Raw genomic sequence first — 4,888 nt, 5'->3', positions numbered from 1 at the left:
ATCAACTGCTTGTAACTCATGGTAAATGCTTCTGTTTGTTTGGCGACGATAGAGTACCACCAACAGGCAGTTGATCTCTTCTCACCGTTTAACCATGAGTGGTGCACTTATTATCTGAATTCGGGGGCTGCTGTCGAATTTAAAGCAGATATAACAAGGAAAGGGGTAATTACTATTCGAATTGAGGCAGCTTCTGGAGAAAATAAACGTTATGACTGGAAAAATAAAATTTCCATTCAGCTTACTCAGCTAGGTTTGATTGAATTTCTATGCGCATTTTTATTCATTAAGGAAAGTATTGAGTTAAAGCATTACGGAGCTAAGAATGACAAATCATTAAAGGTTCAATACCAAGAAGGGAAATTGTTTCTGCAAGTATCACAAAAAGGTAAAAAGCTTTGTGGAGTACCTATTCCTATGAATGAAGCAGTACGTATAGGTCTATTTGCACTGGACTCTTATTTGAAAAACTTCGACAACATTAGTGCTGAATTTGCTGTGCAGAATTTTAACCGAGCAGCTAGTTTGGGTCTTTGAGCGCTTGAAAATGGAGGTTGAAGATGATTTTACAAAATGACGATGCTCTAGAAATACCTCATGGTAATTCATCTGTTTGGCGGTATATGAGTACTTGGAAATTTGAACAGTTACTCATAAATTCCACTTTGTTTTTTCCAAACGCTAATGCACTCTCAGATCAATATGAAGTATCTATACCTGAAAGTGTTAAAAACAAAGAAAGAGATGATCTAATTAATGATGGTATTAGTGGGAACAATCTTAACGGTGAATTGGAAGCTTTTTTTGGAACACCAATCCTAAGAAAAACTGTGTCTTTATCAACTGCTGGTCATTAACTCCACATGAGTCATACGCTTTATGGAAGATTTATCTTTCAGGTGAGGCGAATGGGGTTGCCGTTAAAACGTCGGTGAGCAAACTTAAACGCTCAGTGATTAACGGGCAAGACAGTAACCCAGAGCCATTTTATATGGGTAAAGTTAAATATAAAAAACACCTTTGCGATGATAGCCTATCAAGGCTATCACTAATAACAACGAAAAAACCATTTTATGATTTTGAAAAAGAGCTAAGGCTTTTCATATTGAATGATTCACCTCCTGAGAAGAGCTTGGATCAAACTGTTAATTTCATTCAAGGCAAGAGCGTGAAGATTGATGTTAATGAGCTTATTCAAGAAGTGTACATTTCGCCATTTGCTTCGCAAGGTTACATAGATGAGGTAAAACAATTGCTTAAAAAGTATGGTTATTCAAAAGCTTTGATTAAAGAATCTGAAATACTTGATATGTAAAATTGGCTTTAATCCACTGCACTGTTCAACTTTAACAGTGCAGTCCCCATAACCAATATATGTACTGCCCCTTACTGCTCGATTAAAAGAGTTTCAACAACTTCTTCCGTCGTATTGCTTTTGATTCTAATTTTTTTAGCGTGTTTGTTGAGCGACACAATTTCATCACAGAACCCTTCTGTTGGGTATAACGTGTACTTGTAATCGATAACCTTACCTTCATCGTCTTTTACAGCAGCTATATCATACTTCTCTAAAATGCCAGCATTAATAAGGTCTTTCATTGTTGAAGTCATATTTCTGCGAATAGCGATTAAGCGATTTTCAGTGATGTCTTCTGACTCAATAGAGCCAAACTTAATCATTATTCTTACAAGCATGAAGTGATACGTCTTTTCGGGGCTGGCGTATCTAAACAATGTATAAAGTCTGGTTGTAAGCCAACTAGATAAGGTTCTCTTAAATTGTTGCGCCTGGTTAAAGTAATATCCTTTATAAGATACAGTTTCAATTTGCTGAGCCATGTACTCATTAAGAAATACAATGCATCTCTGAGTGCTTGGCCCTTTTTTACCAGAAAAATGAATTGATCCCAGATAAGGCATTTTTGCTTCATTTGTTTCTACTTCACCATTTGAGTTGGTGCTGTAGTTAAAAGACAGTTGACTACCAGACAGGATTAGTAGCGCTTCCTTTAAATCTGGATAAGATAGTGATTGATTAACTGACTTAAGCTCTGCATTTAGTTCATTCATTTTAAAATGAATGGCGTAACGAGTGCCGCTTGCGTTATTAATCTTAGAAATATTGCCTTTCGTAGCAAGAGAAATTAATGCCCTCTCCACTTTTTCTTCGCGGTCAGATGGCCAAGCAACATAGTCTGTTTCTTTACCTTTGATTACAGCTGGTGAGATTTGTAATTCACCGGTGTATTCAACACCATCCAACTTATCAGAAATAGACCGAGAATTAACGAGCCTTTCTGGTGCTTGTCTAATTGGGTATATGGTAGTTTTAACTCTTACAAAACGAGACCATAAATCGTATAGGGGAAAGGTATTTGATAACGAATTAGATTTCAAACCTTCAAAATGCACATCAGTAAAGAGTTTAAGCTGCTCAACCTCAGCGGCTTCCTGAACTACTAACCCTTTGGTGCTGATAGTCTCTGGCAAATTATTTATTGTAAGTTTGTTTTTGCTCATACCGAAATTCCCGCATACTTGAATTTCAAATATATCAAATCGCTATATAAATAACACAGCAAAATGCACCATTATTAAAAAACTCTTTATAATCATTACGATAATAGAGTGTAACTGTGATCTGACTACCTAATTAACCTATTAAAAATAACGTGTAATTGCGATCTGGTCGTTTGAGTAACAGTATGAATAACGTGTAACTGCGATCTGAGTTCAAAACCTACCTATTTGATTAAGGTGTAATTGCGATCTGAGATGAAATTTGAGGCCATAAAATAACGTGTAAATGCGATCTGACACTATAATTGAGCCCATAAAATAGCGTGTAATTACGATCTGGGATAGAAATTGAGGCCGAAAAATAACGTGTAAATGCGATCTGGGATGAAATTTGAGGCCATAGAATAACGTGTAAATGCGATCTGGGATGAAATATGAAGTCATAAAATAACGTGTAAATGCGATCTGACACAAAAATTTAGCTCATAAAATAAAGTGTAAATGCGATCTGAGAAGCTACATAACTACTGAATAACGTGTAATTAGGGTCTGAGATTTATTTTCAGTTTATTATTTCATCAACTTACTTCTGTGTACCCGATGTGAACTTAAAACTATTGGTCAAAAATAAATCGGAAGAATTTGCTCTAAAAAGGACAGAGAAATTACAAAATAAAGTGTAAAACCGATCTGAAAAATAAAACACTTATATTTCAAGGGCTTACAGAATTATATCACGCTTAATTAAAGGTAACGGGCGAAAAAAAACTATTTTCAAATGAAAATTCACTAAACTTCTGTAGTATGTATTCAGGGGGCTGTGAATAACCCACTAAAAAAAGGTGTAATTGCGATCTGAGAAGCGTGCAATTGCGATCTGGTATAGTAATTAGGCCTATTTTCAACCATTTCGAATAAAAAACAAACTGTGATTGTGAATAAAATAAAGTGTAAATGCGATCTTGAGCAATATCTTTGTGGATATTTTACAAGCAGCCCTTTATAACCTGTTGATAATAATATCAATATGAGTACTAATAACGTGTGCTTGCGATCTAAGTAACGTGCAATTGCGATCTAAATAACGTGTAACTGCGATCTCATTTATTTTTTATTATCTTTTATAATCAACAGCTTAAAATCACAATCCACAGCACTAACCTAAAGATCTAACCTATATATTTAACCATCATTATCCTTAATGTTTATTCTTAGCTCTCACAAATCAAATTAAAAACCATTTTTGATACTTAAAAAGAAGTAACTACTCATCGTGTGAGAATTTACAACGAAATTACTAAATGACTCCTAGGTAAAGTTTTCAATTATCTGCCTTTCTTTTTGGTTTGAAAAAGATAAACAATAAGAACCAAATAGGTTAATTGGCTTGCTTTGCTAAGTAATCAACGACCCAAGGAAATACAACGTTACCTAAAAAGATCATATCAATTCATGAATGATGTTGAGAAAATTGTACTGGCCCCAAACTTCATTCGCGTAAACCACAAAAAACCCTAAATCAAAGGAAGTTTTAACAATGCGAGAATTGAATCGATTTATACGTTTGTGAAATTTTCACATTCAAATTGATGATGAAAAACTCTCATTGTATGTCCGGACACATTAAAGAATTAAAAAAATGAACACATTTGGAATCCCATCAAAATGGATTTCTAAACCATTAAATGTATAAGTTATAGGTGCGGGTAGTACAAGATCTGCGTTTTTATCAGAATGTTTTCAGCTTGATTATTTACTGCGAAAGGTAACCAATCATTAAGTTCACTTAGACATCAGTGTGCATAGCGATGATAAAGTTAGTGAATCAAATGTCAGTAGGCAAAGATTTTATCCTGTTGATGTTTGTATAGATAAAGCCAAGGTTAGTGCTGATATGAGACGTTTTTTGCTAATAATCGTGGAAAAATCACCAATATGGTTAGATTTGGGTAACAGACGCTCATCAGGCCAAATTATTTTAGGTCACACTTACGAAGAAGTTAATAAGCTACCCAGTGTGTTTGATTTATAAACCCAATTAGAGAGTGCGAAAGTAAAACCTTTAAAAATAGACCCAGTTTGCTCACAAGTACTAGGTTACAGCTTTTAAGGTTAGCTATTTTTGAACAGCTATTTTTGAATAAGTTTTAACTTGAACTGCCAGGTTTGATTTATAGAGTGTATTAAATCAGACATTGAATAGCCGGTTTGTGCCAATAACAGATTTTCAGGCGTAACACATTTCTGTCGGATAGACGACACCTGTTACCAAGTGTCGCCCTCCTAAGAACCGTACGTGCAACTTTCACTGCATACGGCTCAAGCCTTCACGAAGGCACCTAATTGGTACCCAGCAACTTATAAAGCA

The 4,888-nt window shown here is 35.0% G+C and carries 5 protein-coding genes; 4 read left to right on the top strand and 1 reads right to left on the bottom strand.

What is annotated here, in order from left to right:
* Positions 1-18: 18 nt before the first annotated feature.
* From ABMY41_RS21375 to ABMY41_RS21365, 3 genes are all read left to right on the top strand, one after another.
* Positions 19-537: a hypothetical protein gene (locus tag ABMY41_RS21375; RefSeq protein WP_063530037.1), complete on the top strand. Its 519-nt coding sequence runs from the start codon at positions 19-21 to the stop codon at positions 535-537.
* Between the two features lie 23 nt (positions 538-560).
* Positions 561-857, top strand: coding sequence for a hypothetical protein (locus ABMY41_RS21370; RefSeq protein ID WP_063530038.1), 297 nt, complete (start codon positions 561-563; stop codon positions 855-857).
* Between the two features lie 74 nt (positions 858-931).
* Positions 932-1,315 (top strand): hypothetical protein, encoded by a 384-nt coding sequence (locus tag ABMY41_RS21365; RefSeq protein WP_063530039.1) that lies wholly within the window; start codon positions 932-934, stop codon positions 1,313-1,315.
* Positions 1,316-1,386: 71 nt separating this feature from the next.
* Here the strand turns inward: ABMY41_RS21365 and ABMY41_RS21360 are convergent, their stop codons facing one another.
* On the bottom strand, positions 1,387-2,520 hold the full coding sequence (locus tag ABMY41_RS21360; RefSeq protein WP_063530040.1) for a hypothetical protein: 1,134 nt from the start codon (positions 2,518-2,520) through the stop codon (positions 1,387-1,389).
* A 1,798-nt stretch (positions 2,521-4,318) separates the two neighbouring features.
* Between ABMY41_RS21360 and ABMY41_RS21355 the strand changes: the two genes are divergently transcribed.
* Positions 4,319-4,552, top strand: a complete 234-nt coding sequence (locus ABMY41_RS21355) for a hypothetical protein (protein WP_235374336.1) — start codon at positions 4,319-4,321, stop codon at positions 4,550-4,552.
* The last annotated feature ends 336 nt before the right edge of the window (positions 4,553-4,888 follow it).

Origin of the sequence: Pseudoalteromonas sp. BZA4 (assembly GCF_040104395.1) — a bacterium.
In the GTDB taxonomy this organism is placed as follows: domain Bacteria; phylum Pseudomonadota; class Gammaproteobacteria; order Enterobacterales; family Alteromonadaceae; genus Pseudoalteromonas.
Note: the sequence above shows the minus strand (reverse complement) of the source record. Positions and strands in the feature narration are given on the sequence as shown.

What these genes read in the sequence shown, in the direction of transcription:
- ABMY41_RS21360 (WP_063530040.1), bottom strand. Translation starts at nt 2,520, where the DNA reads ATGAGCAAAAACAAACTTACAATAAATAATTTGCCAGAGACTATCAGC.
- ABMY41_RS21375 (WP_063530037.1), top strand. Translation starts at nt 19, where the DNA reads ATGGTAAATGCTTCTGTTTGTTTGGCGACGATAGAGTACCACCAACAG.
- ABMY41_RS21370 (WP_063530038.1), top strand. Translation starts at nt 561, where the DNA reads ATGATTTTACAAAATGACGATGCTCTAGAAATACCTCATGGTAATTCA.